Genomic DNA, 19,070 nt, shown 5'->3' with positions numbered 1-19,070 from the left:
GTGGCACGCATCGGTGACGGCGGCGACCTGCTCAAGTGCTCGTTCTGCGGCAAGAGCCAGAAGCAGGTGAAGAAGCTCATCGCGGGGCCTGGCGTCTACATCTGCGACGAGTGCATCGACCTCTGCAACGAGATCATCGAGGAGGAGCTCGCCGAGACCTCCGAGGTCCGTTGGGAGGAACTGCCCAAGCCCCGCGAGATCTACGAGTTCCTCGAGGGCTACGTCGTGGGCCAGGAGCCCGCCAAGAAGGCGCTCTCGGTCGCGGTGTACAACCACTACAAGCGCGTCCAGGCCGGCGAGAACGGCGGCGGGCGCGGTGGTGACGAGGGCATCGAACTCGCCAAGTCCAACATCCTGCTCCTCGGCCCCACCGGCTCGGGCAAGACGCTGCTGGCGCAGACACTGGCCCGCATGCTCAACGTCCCCTTCGCCATCGCGGACGCCACCGCGCTGACGGAGGCCGGGTACGTCGGCGAGGACGTCGAGAACATCCTGCTCAAGCTCATCCAGGCCGCCGACTACGACGTCAAGAAGGCCGAGACGGGCATCATCTACATCGACGAGATCGACAAGGTCGCCCGGAAGAGCGAGAACCCGTCGATCACTCGTGACGTCTCCGGCGAGGGCGTGCAGCAGGCGCTCCTGAAGATCCTGGAGGGCACCACCGCCTCGGTGCCGCCCCAGGGCGGGCGCAAGCACCCGCACCAGGAGTTCATCCAGATCGACACCACCAACGTGCTCTTCATCGTGGGCGGTGCGTTCGCCGGCCTGGAGAAGATCATCGAGTCGCGTGCCGGTGCCAAGGGCATCGGGTTCGGGGCGACCATCCGCTCCAAGCGCGAGATCGAGTCCAAGGACCAGTTCCAGGAGGTCATGCCGGAGGACCTGGTGAAGTTCGGGATGATCCCGGAGTTCATCGGCCGGCTGCCCGTCATCACCTCGGTGCACAACCTCGACCGTGAGGCGCTGCTCCAGATCCTCATCGAGCCCCGTAACGCGCTGGTCAAGCAGTACCAGCGCCTCTTCGAACTCGACGGCGTGGAGCTGGACTTCGACCGTCCGGCGCTGGAGGCCATCGCCGACCAGGCCATCCTCCGCGGCACCGGCGCCCGTGGTCTGCGCGCCATCATGGAGGAGGTGCTGCAGTCGGTGATGTACGAGGTGCCCTCCCGCAAGGACGTGGCCCGCGTGGTCATCACCCAGGACGTCGTCCTCTCCAACGTCAACCCGACGCTGGTCCCGCGCAGTCGGGGCGGCGAGTCCGGCGAGCACCACGAGAAGAGCGCCTGACGCCCGGTCGTCACCCGCACCACGCGTGAGGGGCGCCGCACGGTCCTCGGACCGCGCGACGCCCCTCACGCGTGTGTGCCTCCGCCTGCCGTTCCCGCCCGCTCAACCCGTGTCGGGGTGAGCCACGGGGGGGGGGCGGTCAGGAGGGCTGCTTGACCTCGTTGCGGATCTGGGCGGTCTTGTTCGCCAGCGCCTCGGCGTCGGTGTCGCCGCTGGGGTTGGTGTCACCGACGGTCGGGGTGACGACGTGCGTCACGATGCCGATCGCGCTGCTGTCGCCCCAGATGCACATGGTGAAGGGCATCTTGATGGTCATGCCGCCGCTGCCGGAGGTGATCTGCTTGACGGAGCACTTCATCACCGCACCGTCGAAGTCGTCCGGGGAGTACGAGGTGGGCTGCTTGAGAGTGATGATCTTGAAGCTGGCCGCACTGGAGCTGGCGCCGTCGCTCATCTCCTTGTCGGAGGCGGCGTACGCGGCGTCGACGGCCCCTTCCGGGTCACCGATCTTGCCGTAGACCCCGGCGACGGACATCTGTTCCGTCTTGGCCTTCGCGTACTGCCCGGAGACCGACTGGGCGTCGCTCACGCCCCACTTCTTCGCCTCGGAGTCGTCCGGTACCGAGGCGGGGCCCGAGCTGGAGGCCGCGTCGTTCTTGGTGAACTCGCCGTTCAGGATCGAGGCCGGCATCACCATCTTGTACGGCGCGACGTCCCCGCCGCCGCTGAAGAGGAAGAACCCGCCCACGATCAGCACGACGACCACCACGAGCCCGCCGATGATCAGGCCGGTCTTCTTGCCGCCGCCACCCGAGGAGGCCGGCGGCATCCCGCCGTAGGGCTGCTGCTGCGGGTAGCCGTAGCCGGGCTGGCCCTGCGGCTGACCGTAGGGGGCCTGCGGCGCACCCTGCTGCGGGAAACCGTAACCCTGCTGCTGGGGGGCCTGCCCGCCCTGCTGGGGGTAGCCGTAACCGGGCTGGCCCTGCGGCTGGCCCTGGGGCTGCCCGTAGGGTCCCGGGGGCTGCCCCTGCGGCGGGCCGTACGGATTCGGCGGCTGCCCCTGGGGCTGGCCGTACGGATTCGGCGGCGGCTGGTTGAAGCTCATGGAGCAGGTCCCCCTCGGAGTACCGGATCTTCTCTTGTGTAGGGGACATCCTCTCCGACGTTCGCGGCCGGCGGTGGGCCGGGTGCCAAACCGATTCGAGACCGCTACATCCTCGCCCGTAGACTGGCGAGGTGACGCAGAACCCTCAGCAGCGCCCCGCGAGCGGGCCGAACGCCAGCGACCCCCACCTGCCGACCCAGTACAAGCCGGCCGACGTAGAGGGGCCGTTGTACGAACGCTGGGTAGAGCGCGGGTACTTCACGGCGAGCACGGAGAGCGACAAGCCGCCGTACACCATCGTCATCCCGCCGCCGAACGTCACCGGCTCGCTGCACCTCGGCCACGCCTTCCAGCACACGCTGATGGACGCCCTGACCCGCCGCAAGCGGATGCAGGGCTACGAGGCGCTGTGGCTGCCCGGCATGGACCACGCCGGCATCGCCACCCAGAACAAGGTCGAGCAGCAGCTCGCCGACGAGGGCAAGTCCCGCCACGACCTGGGGCGCGAGGCGTTCGTCGAGCGCGTCTGGCAGTGGAAGGAGGAGTACGGCGGCCGCATCCTCGGCCAGATGCGCCGGCTCGGCGACGGCGTCGACTGGTCGCGTGAGCGCTTCACCATGGACGAGGGCCTCTCGAAGTCCGTCCTGACCATCTTCAAGAAGCTCTACGACGACGAGCTGATCTACCGCGCCGAGCGCATCATCAACTGGTGCCCGCGCTGCCTGACGGCGATCTCCGACATCGAGGTCGACTACCAGGACGACGACGGCGAACTCGTCTCCATGCGCTACGGCGAGGGCGAGGACTCCATCGTCGTGGCCACCACCCGCGCCGAGACGATGCTGGGTGACACCGCCGTCGCCGTCCACCCCGACGACGAGCGCTACCGCCACCTCGTCGGCCGCCGCATCAAGCTGCCGCTGACCGACCGCACCATCCCGGTCGTCGCCGACACCCACGTCGACCCCGAGTTCGGCACCGGCGCCGTCAAGGTCACGCCCGCCCATGACCCGAACGACTTCGAGATCGGCCGGCGGCACGACCTGGAGTCGATCACCGTCCTCGACGAGCGCGGTGTCATCACCGCCCACGGCCCCTTCCAGGGCCTGGACCGCTTCGAGGCGCGCTCGGCGATCGTCGCCGCCCTCCGCGAACAGGACCGCATCGTCGCCGAGAAGCGGCCCTACACCCACTCCGTCGGCCACTGCTCCCGCTGCAAGACCACGCTGGAGCCGCGGCTGTCGATGCAGTGGTGGGTCAGCGTCGGCCCGCTGGCCCAGGCCGCCGGGGACGCCGTCCGCGACGGCCGGGTGGCCATCCACCCCGAGGAGATGTCGAAGCGCTACTTCGACTGGGTCGACAACATGCACGACTGGTGCATCTCGCGCCAGCTGTGGTGGGGCCACCGCATCCCCGTCTGGTACGGCCCGAACGGCGAGGAGGTCTGCGTCGGCCCCGGCGAGGAGCCGCCCGCCGGCGAGGGCTGGACCCAGGAGACCGACGTCCTGGACACCTGGTTCTCCTCCGGCCTGTGGCCCTTCTCCACGCTGGGCTGGCCCGAGCGGACCGCCGAGCTGGAGAAGTTCTACCCGACCGACGTCCTGCTCACCGGCCACGACATCATCTTCTTCTGGGTCGCCCGGATGATGATGTTCGGCCTGTACGCGATGGACGGCCAGGCCCCCTTCCACACCATCGCGCTGACCGGACTCGTCCGCGACGAGCACGGCAAGAAGATGTCCAAGTCCTTCGGCAACGTCGTGGACCCGCTGGACTGGATGGACGCCTACGGCGCCGACGCCGTCCGCTTCACCCTGGCCCGCGGCGCCAACCCCGGCGCGGACGTGCCGATCGGCGAGGACTGGGTCCAGGCCTCCCGCAACTTCGCCAACAAGATCTGGAACGCCACCCGCTTCGCGATGATGAACGGCGCGACGGTCGAGGGTGAACTGCCGCCCGCCGAGAAGCTCTCGGCGACCGACCGCTGGATCCTCTCCCGGCTGAACGAGACCGTCGCCGCCGTCGACGCGTTCTACGAGGACTACCAGTTCGCCCGGCTCTCCGACGCCCTCTACCACTTCGCGTGGGACGAGGTCTTCGACTGGTACGTGGAGCTGTCCAAGACCACGTTCCAGGCCGGGGGAGAGGCGGCCGAGGTCTCCCAGCGCGTCCTGGGCGAGGTCCTCGACGTCACGCTGCGCCTGCTCCACCCGATCGTGCCGTTCGTCACCGACACCCTGTGGACGACGCTGACCGGCGGCGAGTCCGTCGTGATCGCCGACTGGCCGAAGGACTCCGGCTTCCGCGACGCCGCGGCCGAGCGGGAGATCGAGACCGTCCGGCAGGTCGTCACCGAGGTGCGCCGGTTCCGCTCCGACCAGGGGCTCCAGCCCGGCCAGCGGGTTCCCGCCCGCCTGGACCTGGCCGGCACCGCGCTGGCACCGCACGAGGCCGCCATGCGGTCCCTGCTGCGGCTCCAGGAGCCCGGGGACGACTTCGCCGCCACCGCCTCGCTGCCGGTGGCCGGGGCCAAGGTCGCCCTCGACCTGTCCGGCGCCATCGACGTCGAGGCCGAGCGCAAGCGGCTCACCAAGGACCTCGCGGCGGCGGAGAAGGAGAAGACGCAGACCACCGCCAAGCTGAACAACGAGGCGTTCCTGGCCAAGGCCCCGGACCAGGTCGTGGACAAGATCCGCGTCCGGCTGTCCACCGCCGAGGCCGACATCGAGCGCATCACCGCGCAGCTCGCGGCGCTGCCGCAGGGCTGAGCCCCGCCGGCCGCACCGGCCGGCCGTGTGTCACCACGGGCCGCACCCGTCCCCCTCGGACGGGTGCGGCCCGTCACGCGTTCCCGGACACCGCCGGCCGGCCACTCGGGGCGCCGGACACCGCAGGCCGGCCACGCCGGGTCGCACCGGCCGTCACCGTCCGCGACGGATTTTCCCGGTTCCGGCCGGCTCGGTTAGCCTGCGAGGACTCCACAAAAGGGACGGTTCGCCGGACTCCGGTCCGGCCGGCGAAGGTGCGGGGCCCGGCCTCCGCGGCGGCACGCACCGGAGCGGGCCCCTTTCTCATCGCCCTCTCATGAGGTGGCGGAACCATGGCCTCCACACCCGACGTTTCCATGGAAAACCGCCCTAACGGGTGAACCGTCCCGCCGCCCCGTCCGAAGCCAGGAGCCGCGCCCACCCATGAACCGACCTCTGCGACGCGTCTCGATCTTCTGCATAGCCCTGGTCCTCGCCCTGATGGGCTGGGCCACCTGGGTGCAGGCAGCCAAGGCGGGCACCTACCAGGACGACCCGCACAACCCGCGCGTCACCATGGCCAAGTACGCCCAGCCGATGGGCAACATCCTCGTCGGCGGCGAGCCCGTCACCGGTTCCACCAGGACCGACGGCAACCTCAAGTACAAGCGCACCTACACCGACGGCGCCATGTACGCCCCCGTCACCGGCTTCTCCTCCCAGGTCTACGGCAGCAACCAGCTGGAGAGCCTCTACGGGAAGCTGCTCGACGGCAGCGACAGCCGCCTCACCAAGCCCGGTGACGCGCTGCTGCGCCAGCGCCCCAAGGGCGGTGACGTGGCCACCACCATCGACAAGAAGGTGCAGAAGGCCGGTTACGACGCGCTGAAGGGCAAGACCGGTGCCGCCGTCGCCCTCGACCCGGACACCGGCAACATCCTCGGCATGGTCAGCACGCCCTCCTACGACCCCGGGGACTTCTCCGGCTCCGGCAGCTCCGACGCCAAGGCCTGGCAGAAGCTCTCCGAGGACCCGAGCAAGCCCAACGTCAACCGCGCACTGCGCCAGCCGCTCGCCCCGGGCTCCACGTTCAAGCTGGTCATCGCCTCCGCCGCGCTGGAGAACGGCCTCTACCCGGACGTCGACACCCCCACCAAGAGCCCGAACCCCTACCCGCTGCCCGACAGCAGCACGGTCCTGAAGAACGAGAGCGCCTCGGCGCCCTGCAAGAACGCGACCATCCGCACCGCACTGCAGTACTCGTGCAACAACGTCTTCGGGAAGATGGCCGTCGACCTCGGCGCCGACAAGGTCAAGGCGCAGGCCGAGAAGTTCGGCTTCAACGACAAGAAGCTGGACACCCCGGTCCGGGCGGCCGAGAGCGTCTACCCCGGCGGTATGGACAAGCCGCAGACCGCGCTCTCCGGCATCGGCCAGTTCGACGACCAGGCCACCCCCCTGGAGATGGCCATGGTCTCCTCGGCCATCGCCGACGACGGCCACCTCATGACCCCGCAGCTGGTGGACCGGCTCACCGACGGCGGCGGCAACACCGTCGAGGCGATGGACCCCCAGAAGTACGGCGACCCCATCTCCGAGCGCACCGCCTCCCAGCTCCGCTCGGCCATGCAGACGGTCGTCGACAAGGGCACCGGCACCAACGCGCAGATCCCCGGTCTCGCGGAGGTCGGCGCCAAGACCGGAACCGCCCAGAACGGCGTGAACAACAACGGCACGCCCTACGCCTGGTTCGTCTCCTACGCGAAGAACAAGGCCGGGAACAAGGTGGCCGTCGCCGTCATGGTCCAGCAGTCCGACGCCGCCCGCGCCGAGGTCTCCGGCAACGGCCTGGCCGGGCCGGTGGCCAAGGCCATGATGAAGGCCGCACTGGACTGACCCCCGCCGGGCCGGCCGCGGGGTCGGCACGGGGCGGACGGCCCGAGGGCCCGCCGCGTCCGGTCGCGGACGCGGCGGGCCGCGGCCGTCCCCGGCCCCCGCCCGGGACGGTGGGGCGTCGGCGCTGTCGGCGGTGGCTCGTAGACTGGACGGCGTGAGCGAGCGCCCCCGAAACGACGACCCCGACCCCAACTCCGACGACCCCTTCGAGGCCCTGTCCGCCCTCGGCGGCGACCCGGGCGAGGAGGACGCCTTCGGGGAGATCGTCGACGCCGAGACGGAACGAGACCCCGACCTGGCGGTGATCGAGGCGGGCAGCCGCACCCTGCGCGCCCAGGCCGGCCCGCCCCCCTCGGACGTGCCCACCCGCCCCGAGGACCCCGAGCTCGACCAGGCGCTCCGGGAGGTCGAGGCCGAGCTGGCCGGTCGCTGGGGCGAGACCAAGCTCGACCCGTCGGTGCAGCGCATCGCCGCCCTCATGGACATCCTGGGCTCGCCGCAGCGCGCCTACCCCGCCATCCACATCACCGGCACCAACGGCAAGACCAGCACGGCCCGCATGATCGAGGCCCTGCTGACCGCCCTGGACCTGCGCACCGGCCGCTACACCAGCCCGCACGTCCAGTCCGTCACCGAGCGCATCAGCCTCGACGGCGCCCCCATCTCCGCCGAACGCTTCATCGAGACCTACCGGGACATCCAGCCCTACGTGCAGATGGTCGACGAGCGGGAGGAGTACCGCCTCTCCTTCTTCGAGGTGCTCACGGCCATGGCCTACGCCGCCTTCGCCGACGCGCCCGTGGACGTGGCGGTCGTCGAGGTCGGGATGGGCGGCCGCTGGGACGCCACCAATGTCCTGGACGGCGACGTCGCCGTCATCACCCCCATCTCGCTGGACCACACCGACCGCCTGGGTGCCACGCACGAGGCGATCGCCGGGGAGAAGTCCGGCATCATCAAGCAGGACGCCACCGTCGTCCTGGCCCAGCAGCCGGTCGAGGCCGCCTCGGTGATGCTCAAGCGCGCGGTGGAGGTCGACGCGACCGTGGCCCGCGAGGGCATGGAGTTCGGCGTCGTCTCCCGCGAGGTGGCCGTCGGCGGGCAGCTGCTGACCCTGCGCGGCCTCGGCGGCGAGTACGAGGGCGTCTTCCTCCCGCTGTACGGCGCCCACCAGGCCCACAACGCCGCCGTCGCGCTCGCCGCGGTGGAGGCGTTCCTCGGCATCGGCGGCGGCGACCACACCCGCACCCTGGACGCCGACACCGTCCGCACGGCCTTCGCCTCGGTCTCCTCGCCCGGCCGCCTGGAGGTCGTCCGCAAGAGCCCGACCGTGGTGCTGGACGCCGCGCACAACCCGGGCGGAGCGCGTGCGGCGGCCGAGGCGGTCTCCGAGGCCTTCGACTTCAGCCACCTCGTCGGCGTGGTCGCCGCCAGCGCGGACAAGGACGTCCGGGGCTTCCTGGAGGCCTTCGAGCCGCTGTTCGCGGAGCTCGTCGTCACCCGCAACTCCAGCCACCGCGCCATGGACCCGGACGAGCTCGCCGCCGTGGCCGTTGAGGTCTTCGGCCCCGACCGCGTCCAGGTCGAGCCACGCCTGGACGACGCGCTGGAGGCCGCCATCACCCTCGCCGAGGAGGAGGGCGAGTACGCCGGCGCGGGCGTGCTGGTGACGGGCTCGGTGATCACGGTCGGCGAGGCCCGGCTGCTGCTGGGAAGGAACACCTGACGATGCGGATGCTCTGCGCCTCCACCCTGATCGGGGAGTTCTTCGTCATCGGCTTCGCCGGTCTGGTGGCCATGCAGCTCTCGGACCTGTCCGACACCACGATCTGGACGGTCAGCGGCGTCGCGATGCTGCTGTGCGTGGTGCTGTGCGGGGCCCTGGGGCGCCGCGGCGGGGTGACGCTGGGCTGGGTGCTCCAGGCGGCCCTGGTGGCCAGCGGTTTCGTGGTGCCGACCATGTTCTTCCTCGGCATCGTCTTCGCCGCCCTGTGGTGGGCCTCGGTGCACTTCGGCCGCCGGATCGACGAGGCCAAGGCCCGCTGGGCGCGATTGGCGAGCGAGGCCGAGCAGGGCGGCGACGAGGCGGCGGCCACCCCGGCCTGAGGCCCCCGGTCGCCGGCCGCCCGGGGCTCCCCGCCGTGGGCGGCCCGGCGGTCCCGGGCGCCGGTGGCGGCAGCCGGTGGCCCGCCCCCGTCGGCCCTGGTCGCTGCCTGTAACCTCGGGCGCACAACGCCCGAACCCCGCGCCTGCCCGCAAGGAGCCGTCCATGAGCCAGCGCACCCTCGTCCTCCTCAAGCCCGACGCGGTCCGACGCGGCCTGGTCGGCGAGGTCCTTCGCCGGATCGAGGCCAAGGCGGGCTGGTCACTCACGGCCATGGAACTGCGGACCCTGGACCGCGACATCCTGGAGCAGCACTACGCCGAGCACGTCGGGCGCGACTTCTACGAGCCGCTGGTGGCCTTCATGTCCTCCGGGCCCGTGGTCTCGCTCGTCGTCGAGGGTGAGCGGGTCATCGAGGGCGTGCGGGCGCTGGCCGGGCCGACCGACCCGATCAAGGCCCCCAGCGGTTCCATCCGCGGCGACTTCGGGACCATCACCCGCGAGAACCTCATCCACGCCTCGGACTCCGAGGAGTCCGCAGAGCGAGAGATCAAGATTTTCTTTCCCGGTCTTTCCTGACCGGCGGAACCGGACCGCCGTCACCGGACGTCCTCGGAAGCGGTAACCCCGAGGGTGCGACGGCGGTCCTTTCGGCCCGTGCCGTCGCGGATGACCGCCGCCATGCGTTTCGCGACGGTCTCGGACCTTTCCTCCACGGGCGTTCACCCGGCCCGTCCGCTTTTCTGCTGTGCGGGGCCTTCCGTGCCGGTCCACCAGGGCAGGTGCAGTTCCGCGGAAGGCCACCGAAGACCTCAGTCGCCTGTCGCTCTTTGGCATATGCGGGTGCATCATGGGAAGCATCCACGCGACACGGCTCCCCTCCTGTCGGGGGTGGCGTCCTCTTGCGCCGACAATGGCGAGGGACGGTCCCACCGTGTGCAAGTGGGCGAGTCCTCGCGATTACCATGAAGTACGGCGCCGCAGGCGCACCGTCCCATTCGTAAACCGCCGACCTCACACAAGCATCCGCTCCAGCTGGGAAGGCCTGACGCATCCTCATGGGGAACAACATGTCGTTCATCGGCCGTGACATGGCTGTCGACCTCGGGACCGCCAACACGCTGGTGTACGTCAGAGGTCGGGGAATCGTTCTGAACGAACCCTCGGTCGTGGCCATCAACACCAACACCGGCGGCATTCTGGCGGTGGGCGCCGAGGCGAAGAAGATGATCGGCCGCACGCCCGGCAACATCGTCGCGGTGCGGCCTCTGAAGGACGGCGTCATCGCCGACTTCGAGATCACCGAGCGGATGCTGCGGTACTTCATTCTCAAAATCCACAAGCGCCGCTACCTCGCCCGCCCCCGCGTCGTGGTCTGCGTCCCCTCGGGCATCACCGGTGTCGAGCGCAGGGCGGTCATCGAGGCGTCCACGCAGGCGGGCGCCCGGCAGGTGCACATCATCGAGGAGCCCATGGCCGCGGCCATCGGTTCGGGCCTGCCCGTCCACGAGGCCACCGGCAACATGGTCGTGGACATCGGCGGCGGCACGACCGAGGTCGCCGTCATCTCGCTCGGCGGCATCGTCACCGCCCAGTCCATCCGGGTGGCCGGCGACGAACTCGACAACGCGATCATCCAGCACATCAAGAAGGAGTACAGCCTCCTGCTGGGCGAGCGCACCGCGGAGAGCATCAAGATCACCATCGGTTCGGCGCACGAGCTCGAACAGGACGAGCACACCGAGATCCGTGGCCGCGACCTGGTCTCCGGTCTCCCCAAGACGGTGGTCATCTCCGCCGCCGAGGTGCGCAAGGCCATCGAGGAGCCCGTCAACGCCATCGTCGACGCGGTCAAGACCACCCTCGACAAGTGCCCGCCCGAGCTGTCCGGCGACGTCATGGACCGCGGCATCGTCCTGACCGGCGGCGGTGCCCTGCTCCGCGGCCTCGACGAGCGGCTCCGGGTCGAGACCGGCATGCCCATCCACATCGCCGAGGACCCGCTGGACTCCGTCGCCCTGGGCTCCGGCAAGTGCGTCGAGGAGTTCGAGGCGCTCCAGCAGGTTCTGGACTCCCAGCCCCGCCGCTGACGGGTGAGCGGCCCCGCCACCTGCCGGCGGGGCCGTCACCGCGCCCGCGGCGCACCGTGACGAGCTGATATACAGGCAGGACGCAACTCCCCGCGCACCGGACGGCTCTTGCCCGGGGGAGCGCCCCGGAGCAGTGCGGGCGCCCCGCCCCCGCGACCGGCCCCGCCGCCGCCGCCCGCCGGTCCGGTCACCGAACCGCCTCGCAGTACCGCAGCACCGGCGGACCCGCCGCCCCAGGGCGACCCCGCCTCCCGTACCACCCGTGCGTCCGCACATGACGCGCACCGGGACACGCGGGGACGCCCCGGCAGGGCCGTCGCCGCCCGTTCCGAACTGGCACAACGCTCGACTCCCCAACGAGACCGGCGCAGGCCCGCAGCCGGCCGGTCCTACGAGGAAGGACACGGCCGCCGCACGTGAGGGACACACGAGAGAGCCGGCTGCTGCTGGTGCTGCTGGTAGCGATCGCGTTCGCGCTGATCACGGTGGACATCCGCGGCGGCGAGCAGTCCCCGCTGCACAGCGCCCGGCAGGCCGCCGCCTCCGCCTTCGGACCCGTCGAGAACGGCGTGGCCTCCGTCGTCGACCCGGTCGGCAACGCCGTCGCCGCCATCCGCGACTCGCCCGGACGCCACAGCCGCGTCGCCCAACTGGAGCAGGAGAACGCCGCCCTGAAGGCGCAGCTCGGCTCCACCGACCGCAACCGCAACCGGGCGGCCGAGCTGGACAAGATGCTCAAGATGGCCGGCGCCGGGCAGTACACCATCAAGGGTGCCCAGGTGGTGGCCATAGGAGCGGCCCAGGGCTTCTCCTGGACCGTCACCATCGACGCCGGCTCCCAGGACGGCATCGCCCGCGACATGACGGTGATCAACGGGGACGGCCTGGTCGGCCGGGTCACCACCGTCTCGCCCACCACCTCCACGATCCTGCTCGCCAACGACCCCGACTTCACCGTCGGCACCCGTATGGAGAAGACCGACGAGATCGGCTTCGCCAACGGCCAGGGCGACCGCTCGCTGAAGGTGCAGCTCCTCAACGGCAGGGCGGACGTGAAGAAGGGCGACCGGCTGGTCACCTTCGGCTCCAGCAACGGCAAGCCCTTCGTACCCGGCGTGCCGGTGGGCCGGGTGGTCCGCGTCGACCCCGCCAACGGCGCCCTGACCCGCACCCTCCAGGTCCGCCCCTACGTCGGCTTCAGCAAGCTGGACGTGGTCGGCGTCGTCGTGGTGCCGCCCCGCCACGACCCGCGTGACTCCGTCCTCCCGCCCGCCCCGGCCAAGCCCAAGCCGACGCCGACCGTGACCGTCACGGCCACCCCCGGCGCCCAGGGCTCCCCGAGCGCCTCCCCCAGGAACTGACGATGCGCATCAACCGGATCCTCCTCGCCACGCCCCTGGTGATCGTCGCCATGGTCCTCCAGGTCAGCGTCCTGGCCCGGCTGCACCTGCCCGGCGCCGTGCCCGACCTGCTGCTGATGGTCGTCCTCGGACTGGCCCTCGTCCACGGGTGCGTGGGCGGTTGCCTGGTCGGCTTCTTCGCCGGGCTGCTCGCCGACCTGGCGCCGCCCTCCGACCACGCGGTGGGCCGGTACGCGCTGGTGCTCTGCGTCGTCGGCTACGTGGCGGGCCTGTTCGCCGCCGACGCCCGGCGCCAGCAGCAGCGCACGGTGGTGCTGCCGCTCCTCGTCGTCATCGGCGCGGCCGTCGTCTCCACGCTGCTCTACGCGGGTGTCGGCGCCCTGGTCGGCGACACCGCCGCCCGCAACGTCGGTCTGTCCGGGCTGATGCTCAGCGCGGCCCTCTACGACCTGGTGCTGGCGCCCTTCGTGCTGCCGGTGGTGATGGCCCTGGCCCGCCGCACCGAGAACGACCCGCTGGCGGGGGAGCGGGGCTCCACCGCCGGTACCGGGCTGGAGGCCACGTCCCCGCTGAGCGCCGGGAACTGGCTGACCACCTCCGCCGGCTTCAAGAGCAGCCGGGGCCGCATGCCGCGGCAGGGCAGGTCGCTCGGGCTCGGCGGCAGGGGCGGTCTGCTGGGCCGGTCGGCGCGCGCCAAGGCCGGCCGCATCAAGGGGGTCAAGCGCCTGTGACCTGCTCCGGCCACGGCCCCGCAGCTCCTCCGTGCGGCGGTGACCCCGCCGACCTCCCGAAGAACCCCTTCCGCCTCCGGCACTGACAACGGAAGAGCGCGCCATGTCGAACATCCCCGAGACCGGACGGACCCCGCGCGTCAAGATCCGCCTGGTCGCCATCCAGATACTCGTCTTCTCGCTGCTGGCCACCCTCGGCGGTCGCCTGTGGTACCTCCAGATCCGCAACGGCGAGACCTACGCGACCGAGGCGAAGAACAACCACGTCCAGCAGGTCGTCGACCCGGCCGTGCGCGGCTCGATCCTGGACGCCCGGGGTGTGCCGCTCGCCGACAACCAGACCCGCCTGGTCGTCTCCGCCAGCCGCACCGACCTGATGAAGATGGACGACGGCGGCAAGGCGGTGCTGGGGCGGCTCGCCAAGGTGCTGGAGATGCCGGAGAAGGAGATCCAGGAGAAGGTCCGGCTGTGTGACGCGAAGACCCCGCAGCCCTGCTGGAACGGTTCGCCTTACCAGCCCATCCCCATCACCGACGAGGCCACCACCCAGCAGGCGCTCCAGATCCGCGAGCGCTCCGAGGACTTCCCCGGCATCAGCGCGCAGCCCACCGCCGTGCGCCGCTACCCCGCGCCCGGCAACGCCAACACCGGCCAGGTGCTCGGCTACCTCTCGCCCGTCACCGACGACGAGATCAAGGAGGCCGAGGACACCGAGTCCCCGCTGCTGCGCTCGGACCAGATCGGCCGCTCCGGCCTGGAGCGCACCTACGACAGCTACCTGCGCGGCAAGGCCGGCGTCACCCGCTACGAGGTCGACAACCTCGGCCGGGTCATCGGCAAGGCCAAGTCCGACCCGCCCACCGCCGGCTCCAACGTCGTCACCAGCCTCGACGCCCGCGTCCAGCACGTCGCCGAGAAGGAGCTGGACCAGGCGATGAAGGAGACGCGCAAGCAGTACGACTCCGTGACCCACAAGAACTACAAGGCCGACTCCGGGGCCGTGGTGGTGATGGAGGCCAAGACCGGACGGGTGGTCGCGATGGCCTCCAACCCGACGTACGACCCCAACGCCTGGGTCGGCGGCATCTCCGCCAAGGACTACGCCAAGCTCACCGGCAAGAACTCCAACTACCCGCTGCTCAACCGGGCGATCCAGGGGCAGTCGGCACCCGGCTCGATCTTCAAGGTGATCTCCAGCTCGGCGGCGGTCAACGCGGGCTACCCGTTCAACGGCCACTACGACTGCTCCAGCGCTTACCACATCGGCAGTCAGACGTTCAAGAACTTCGAGTCGGAGAACTACGGGCCCATCAGCATCGGCCGGGCGCTGGAGGTCTCCTGCGACACCGTCTTCTACGACCTGGCCTACAAGCAGTGGCTCAAGGACGGCGGCATCCACCCGTCGAAGAAGGCCAAGGACTGGTTCTACAAGACCGCCCACCAGTTCGGCCTGGGCAAGGAGACCGGTATCGACCTGCCCAACGAGGTCACCGGCCGCGTCCCGGACCGCCAGTGGAAGAAGGCCTACTGGGAGGCCAACAAGGACGTCTGGTGCAAGCAGGGCGCCACCGGCAAGGACTACGCCTCCCGGATCGCCAAGGAGAACTGCGCCACCGGCAACCAGATGCGCGCCGGTGACTCCGTCAACTACTCCATCGGCCAGGGCGACACCCTCGTCACGCCGATCCAGATGGCCGACATCTACGGGGCGATCTCCAACGGCGGCACCCTGATGACCCCGACCATCGGCAAGGCGGTCGTCAGCCCGGACGGCAAGGGCGTCAAGGAGATCGAGCCGAAGGTCCGCGGCAAGCTCCCCGACACGCAGAAGACGCTCCACCAGATCGACTCCGCGCTCGCCGGCGTCGCCACCCGCGGTACCGCCGCCTGGCGCTTCCAGGGCTGGCCGCAGGACAAGATCCCCATGCACGCCAAGACCGGTACCGCGGAGGTCTACGGCAAGCAGACGACCTCCTGGTTCGCCACCTACACCAAGGACTACAGCGTCGTCATGACGATCTCCCAGGGCGGCACCGGCTCCGGCGCCTCCGGGCCGGCCGTCCGCAAGATCTACAACGCGCTCTACGGCGTCCAGGACGACGGCTCCATCGACGGCAAGAAGGCGCTGCTGCCGCACCCGCAGGCCAAGCTGCCCACCATCCGCAAGGACGGCACGATCGAGTCGGCGCCGCTCAACACGGCTCCGGAGGAGACCGCCACGCCGACCTCGGACGGCTCCAGCGGGCCCTACTCGCCCTCCGCGCCGCCCTCGCTCGCCGCGACACCGGCCGACCTGGTCACCCGTCCCTCCGCCGTCGGAAGGCCGAGCCTGTGACCTCCTCCTACAGCAGCCGCACCTTCAACGTCCCCCGCTACAGCCCCGAGCCGAGCACCTGGAACAAGCTCACCGCCCGCGGCTCGCTGATCCGCCGCCTCGACTGGGTGCTGCTCCTGGCGTGCCTGATGCTCTCGATCGCGAGCTGGGCGCTGGTCTTCTCCGCGACCCGGGGCCGCACCGAGCTGACCCACGGCGACCAGTACGCCTACCTCTTCAAGGACCTGGTCAACACCGGCATCGGACTGGCGCTGTGCGCCGGGACCATCTGGCTCGGCCACCGCACCCTGCGCACCGCCGTGCCCATCCTCTACGGCGCCTCGGTGGTGCTGTGCCTGCTGGTGCTCACCCCGCTCGGGGCGACCATCAACGGCTCCCGGTCCTGGCTCGCCATCCCGGGCGGCCTGTCGCTCCAGCCCGCCGAGTTCGCCAAGATCACGATCACGCTCGGCATGGCCATGGTGCTCGCCGCGCGGGTCGACGCCGGCGACAACCCGCACCCCGACCACCGCACGGTCATGCAGGCGCTGGGGCTGGCGGCCGTCCCCGTCGGCGTGATCATGCTGATGCCCGACCTGGGCTCGGTGATGGTGCTCGGCGCCATCATCCTCGGCGTGCTGCTGGCCTCCGGCGCCTCCAACCGGTGGATCCTCGGCGGGCTGGCCGCCGTCGTCGTCCTCGCCGCCCTGGTCTGGCAGCTCGGCCTGCTCGACGAGTACCAGATCGCCCGGTTCGCCGCCTTCGCCAACCCCAACCTCGACCCCTCGGGCGTGGGCTACAACACCAACCAGGCACGCATCGCCATCGGCTCGGGCGGCCTCTTCGGCGCCGGCCTCTTCCACGGCAGCCAGACCACCGGCCAGTTCGTCCCCGAGCAGCAGACCGACTTCATCTTCAGCGTCGCGGGGGAGGAGCTCGGCTTCGTCGGCGCCGGGTTCATCATCCTCCTCATCGGCGTCGTCCTCTGGCGCGCCTGCCGCATCGCCCGGGAGAGCACCGAGCTCTACGGCACCATCGTCGCCGCCGGCGTCATCGCCTGGTTCGCCTTCCAGGCCTTCGAGAACATCGGGATGTGCCTGGGCATCATGCCGGTGACCGGACTCCCGCTGCCCTTCGTCTCCTACGGCGGCACCTCGATGTTCGCGGTGTGGATCTCGATAGGGCTGCTCCAGTCGATCCGGGTGCAGCGGCCGGTCTCGGCCTGAGGCGCCCCGGCCCGGGCCGTCCGGGCCGAGGAGGACGGGCCCCGTGGCGACCTGCCGCGGGGCCCGCCCCGTCCCCGCCCCACCCGGCCCGGCTGTGCGACGGGCCACACCCGCCCCCCGTCCCGTGCCTCCCGCGGCGTCCGCAACCCCGCGGCCGGGTTAGTCTGGATGGTCACCCGTGTGGCCGCCCGCACCGCTCCGGGGCCACCGGGCCGAGAAACCCGGGGTTGACCTGCGTCCGCCCCGTTCTGCTCTGCACCAGCTCACGAAAGCGCCGCGATGTCTGCCGAGACGGTCTTCCCGCGCCTGGAAGCGCTTCTCCCCCACGTCCAGAAGCCGATCCAGTACGTCGGTGGAGAACTCAACTCCACCGTCAAGGACTGGGACGCCTGCGACGTGCGCTGGGCACTGATGTACCCGGACGCCTACGAGGTGGGCCTGCCCAACCAGGGCGTCCAGATCCTCTACGAGGTCCTCAACGAGCGCGAGGGGGTCCTCGCCGAGCGCACCTACAGTGTGTGGCCCGACCTTGAGGCGCTGATGCGCGAGCACGGTGTGCCGCAGTTCACCGTGGACGCCCACCGGCCCGTCGGCGCCTTCGACGTCCTCGGCGTCTCCTTCTCCACGGAGCTGGGTTACACCAACCTCCTCACCGCCCTGGAGCTGGCCGGCATCCCGCTGGAGGCCGCCGACCGCACCGAGGACCACCCCCTGGTCCTGGCCGGCGGGCACGCCGCGTTCAACCCCGAGCCCATCGCCGACTTCCTGGACTGCGCGGTGGTCGGCGACGGCGAGCAGGCCGTGCTGGACATCACGGACATCATCCGGGCCTGGAAGGCCGAGGGACGCCCCGGCGGACGCGACGAGCTGCTGCTGCGCCTGGCGAAGACCGGCAGCGTCTACGTGCCGAAGTTCTACGACGTCGAGTACCTGCCCGACGGCCGCATCTCCCGCGTCGTGCCCAACCGCTCCGGCGTGCCGTGGCGGGTCTCCAAGCACACCGTGATGGACCTCGACGAGTGGCCCTACCCCAAGCAGCCGCTGGTCCCGCTGGCGGAGACGGTCCACGAGCGGATGTCCGTGGAGATCTTCCGGGGCTGCACCCGGGGCTGCCGCTTCTGCCAGGCCGGCATGATCACCCGGCCGGTGCGTGAGCGGTCCATCACCGGCATCGGCGACATGGTCGAGAAGGGCCTGAAGGCCACCGGTTTCGAGGAGGTCGGCCTCCTCTCGCTCTCCTCCGCGGACCACACCGAGATCGGCGAGGTCGCCAAGGGCCTCGCCGACCGGTACGAGGAGGACAAGATCGGCCTGTCCCTCCCCTCGACCCGCGTCGACGCCTTCAACATCGACCTCGCCAACGAGCTGACCCGCAACGGTCGCCGCTCCGGCCTGACCTTCGCCCCCGAGGGCGGCAGCGAGCGCATCCGCAAGGTCATCAACAAGATGGTCTCGGAGGAGGACCTCATCCGCACCGTCGCCACCGCCTACGGCAACGGCTGGCGCCAGGTCAAGCTGTACTTCATGTGCGGCCTGCCCACCGAGACCGACGAGGACGTCCTGCAGATCGCCGACATGGCGACGAAGGTGATCGCCAAGGGCCGCGAGGTCTCCGGCCAGAACGACATCCGCTGCACCGTCTCCATCGGCGGCTTCGTGCCCAAGCCGCACACCCCCTTCCAGTGGGCGGCACAGCTCTCCGCCGAGGGCACCGACGCCCGCCTGGAGAAGCTGCGCGACCGCATCCGCGGCGACAAGAAGTACGGCCGCTCCATCGGCTTCCGCTACCACGACGGCAAGCCCGGCATCGTCGAGGGCTTGCTCTCCCGCGGCGACCGCCGCATCGGCGCCGTCATCCGCGCCGTCTACGAGGACGGCGGCCGGTTCGACGGCTGGCGCGAGCACTTCAGCTACGACCGCTGGATGAAGTGCGCCGAGCAGACCCTGCCCCAGCAGGGCGTCGACGCGGACTGGTACACCACCCGCGAGCGCTCCTACGAGGAGGTCCTGCCCTGGGACCACCTCGACTCCGGCCTCGACAAGGACTGGCTGTGGGAGGACTGGCAGGACGCCCTGGACGAGACCGAGGTCGAGGACTGCCGCTGGACGCCGTGCTTCGACTGCGGCGTGTGCCCGGCCATGGACACCGAGATCCAGATCGGCCCGACGGGGAAGAAGCTGCTGCCGCTGTCGGTGGTGAAGTAGG

General features: G+C 70.6%; 13 protein-coding genes. 12 read left to right on the top strand and 1 reads right to left on the bottom strand.

Going from position 1 to position 19,070, the window contains the following annotated elements; all coding sequences use genetic code 11:
• Complete coding sequence (gene clpX, locus ACFV3R_RS03300; RefSeq protein ID WP_385574619.1) at window positions 1-1,290, top strand: ATP-dependent Clp protease ATP-binding subunit ClpX; 1,290 nt, start codon at window positions 1-3, stop codon at window positions 1,288-1,290.
• Window positions 1,291-1,429: 139 nt separating this feature from the next.
• Here the strand turns inward: clpX and ACFV3R_RS03295 are convergent, their stop codons facing one another.
• Window positions 1,430-2,395 (bottom strand): hypothetical protein, encoded by a 966-nt coding sequence (locus ACFV3R_RS03295; RefSeq protein ID WP_385574615.1) that lies wholly within the window; start codon window positions 2,393-2,395, stop codon window positions 1,430-1,432.
• A 131-nt stretch (window positions 2,396-2,526) separates the two neighbouring features.
• Here ACFV3R_RS03295 and ACFV3R_RS03290 point away from each other — a divergent pair, with 131 nt between their 5' ends.
• The 11 genes from ACFV3R_RS03290 to ACFV3R_RS03240 all read left to right on the top strand — a co-directional run bounded on the left by ACFV3R_RS03290 (window position 2,527) and on the right by ACFV3R_RS03240 (window position 19,069).
• Window positions 2,527-5,163 (top strand): valine--tRNA ligase, encoded by a 2,637-nt coding sequence (locus tag ACFV3R_RS03290; protein WP_385574612.1) that lies wholly within the window; start codon window positions 2,527-2,529, stop codon window positions 5,161-5,163.
• Between the two features lie 423 nt (window positions 5,164-5,586).
• Window positions 5,587-7,038 (top strand): peptidoglycan D,D-transpeptidase FtsI family protein, encoded by a 1,452-nt coding sequence (locus tag ACFV3R_RS03285; RefSeq protein WP_385574609.1) that lies wholly within the window; start codon window positions 5,587-5,589, stop codon window positions 7,036-7,038.
• Window positions 7,039-7,192: 154 nt separating this feature from the next.
• Complete coding sequence (locus tag ACFV3R_RS03280; RefSeq protein WP_385574605.1) at window positions 7,193-8,764, top strand: bifunctional folylpolyglutamate synthase/dihydrofolate synthase; 1,572 nt, start codon at window positions 7,193-7,195, stop codon at window positions 8,762-8,764.
• A gap of 2 nt (window positions 8,765-8,766) precedes the next feature.
• The gene (locus tag ACFV3R_RS03275; protein WP_385574600.1) at window positions 8,767-9,144 is read left to right on the top strand and encodes a DUF4233 domain-containing protein; all 378 of its coding nucleotides are present in this window, start codon (window positions 8,767-8,769) and stop codon (window positions 9,142-9,144) included.
• Between the two features lie 163 nt (window positions 9,145-9,307).
• Entirely contained in the window at window positions 9,308-9,721 is a 414-nt protein-coding gene (gene ndk / locus ACFV3R_RS03270) for a nucleoside-diphosphate kinase (protein WP_385574597.1), read from the top strand.
• Between the two features lie 491 nt (window positions 9,722-10,212).
• Window positions 10,213-11,232, top strand: a complete 1,020-nt coding sequence (locus ACFV3R_RS03265; protein ID WP_385574593.1) for a rod shape-determining protein — start codon at window positions 10,213-10,215, stop codon at window positions 11,230-11,232.
• Window positions 11,233-11,648: 416 nt separating this feature from the next.
• A complete protein-coding gene (mreC, locus tag ACFV3R_RS03260) occupies window positions 11,649-12,593 on the top strand; it encodes a rod shape-determining protein MreC (protein ID WP_385574589.1) in 945 nt (314 codons plus the stop codon).
• Window positions 12,594-12,595: 2 nt separating this feature from the next.
• Window positions 12,596-13,324 (top strand): rod shape-determining protein MreD, encoded by a 729-nt coding sequence (gene mreD, locus ACFV3R_RS03255; protein WP_385574583.1) that lies wholly within the window; start codon window positions 12,596-12,598, stop codon window positions 13,322-13,324.
• 103 nt (window positions 13,325-13,427) lie between these two features.
• Entirely contained in the window at window positions 13,428-15,659 is a 2,232-nt protein-coding gene (gene mrdA, locus ACFV3R_RS03250) for a penicillin-binding protein 2 (protein WP_385574577.1), read from the top strand.
• Window positions 15,656-16,864, top strand: a complete 1,209-nt coding sequence (rodA, locus tag ACFV3R_RS03245; protein ID WP_385574572.1) for a rod shape-determining protein RodA — start codon at window positions 15,656-15,658, stop codon at window positions 16,862-16,864. The genes mrdA and rodA overlap by 4 nt, the downstream gene beginning before the upstream one ends.
• Before the next feature lie 279 nt (window positions 16,865-17,143).
• Entirely contained in the window at window positions 17,144-19,069 is a 1,926-nt protein-coding gene (locus tag ACFV3R_RS03240) for a TIGR03960 family B12-binding radical SAM protein (RefSeq protein WP_385574569.1), read from the top strand.
• Window position 19,070 lies beyond the last annotated feature (1 nt).

Source organism: Streptomyces sp. NPDC059740 (genome assembly GCF_042733155.1).
In the GTDB taxonomy this organism is placed as follows: Bacteria; Actinomycetota; Actinomycetes; order Streptomycetales; family Streptomycetaceae; genus Streptomyces.
Note: the sequence above shows the minus strand (reverse complement) of the source record. Positions and strands in the feature narration are given on the sequence as shown.